Genomic DNA, 1,138 nt, shown 5'->3' with positions numbered 1-1,138 from the left:
CGGCAGCCCCGAGAACGCCGTTCGTGGCAAGACGGCGTACACCCTCCGGAAGGGCACGACGGACGAACGGCGGCAGGGGCCCGCCCGGCCGCCCGTACGCCGTCCACACCCCCGCCCCCGCCGCGGCCACGACGACGAGCGGCGGCCACACGGCGCCCATCGTCAACGCCGGTCGCAACGCACCGCTCGAGGCGTACAGCACGACTGCCACGCCGACCGCCAGGTAGCCCGCGACCACACCGCCCCAGGCGCTGCGGGCGGTAGGCACCGGGCCTCTGCCGTCGCCCTCCGCCGCGTCGCGGGCCGCCCGGTGCAGCAGCCAAACCGGCAGCGCGACCAGGAGCAGCGGAGTGACGCCGACCGGCGCGGGTACGCCGGAGAGCGTCTCGGCGCGGACGAACTCGACACCGTGCGCCAGCAGCCACAGAGCGGCGGCGATGTGCAACGCCCCCTGGGGACCGCTGTCCGGGTAGGGCGAACTCATCCACAGGAGCGTCACGAGTACGGCGAACGAGCCGAGCCCCAGCCCCGCCGCGAGGACGCCACCGACGAGAGCGGCAACCGGTCCGGGCGAGCGGGAGTGCCAGGGCGGCGGCATCGGGCCGCGGTCGGCCAGCTGGGGCGAGTTGGTCGGGTTGGCCGGGTGTCTCGAGTAGGCGGCGTGAGTCGGGTCAGTCACGCCGCCATACTCCCAACGACACGCACTTTCCCGGCGTAATAGGCGAATTCCGGACGAGTCGCTCAAAATGCGCTTATGCACTTTTATCCCTGGAGGGGCGACCAGTGACACAAAGCCCTGCCAGAAGCCCCGCCAGCCCGCTGCCGCCCCCCACGGCACGTCGCCGCCTCCGCCGGGCCCGCTCCCTGAGCCGGGCCGAGGTCGCCGCCAGGGTGGGCGTCACCGCCAAGACGGTCCAGTCCTGGGAGACCGGCCGCACCACGCCGCAGGGACGCAGGCGGGAAGCGTACGCACGGTTGTTGGAGGAGTTGGCGGGCCCGCCCGCTCCGGTCGGCGCCGGGGCTGAATCCAAGCCTGAACCAGTGCCAGTGCCCGAGCCGGAGGCTGAGGCACGGCCTGCGGCTGAGGCGGAGCCCGTAGCCGAGGCCCAACCCGCGGCTGAGCCGGAGCCCGTAACCG

General features: G+C 73.7%; 2 protein-coding genes. One reads left to right on the top strand and one right to left on the bottom strand.

Translation table 11 applies throughout. From position 1 onward, the window contains the following. A partial coding sequence (locus tag G6048_RS48220) for a cell division protein PerM (protein WP_235991164.1) occupies window positions 1-598 on the bottom strand: 598 nt, incomplete at its 3' end. Between the two features lie 185 nt (window positions 599-783). Between G6048_RS48220 and G6048_RS48215 the strand changes: the two genes are divergently transcribed. After that, window positions 784-1,138 (top strand): helix-turn-helix domain-containing protein (locus tag G6048_RS48215; protein WP_165345912.1); only part of this gene is annotated, 355 nt, incomplete at its 3' end.

Source organism: Streptomyces ureilyticus, assembly GCF_011045025.1.
Classification (GTDB): Bacteria; Actinomycetota; Actinomycetes; order Streptomycetales; family Streptomycetaceae; genus Streptomyces; species Streptomyces ureilyticus.
Note: the sequence above shows the minus strand (reverse complement) of the source record. Positions and strands in the feature narration are given on the sequence as shown.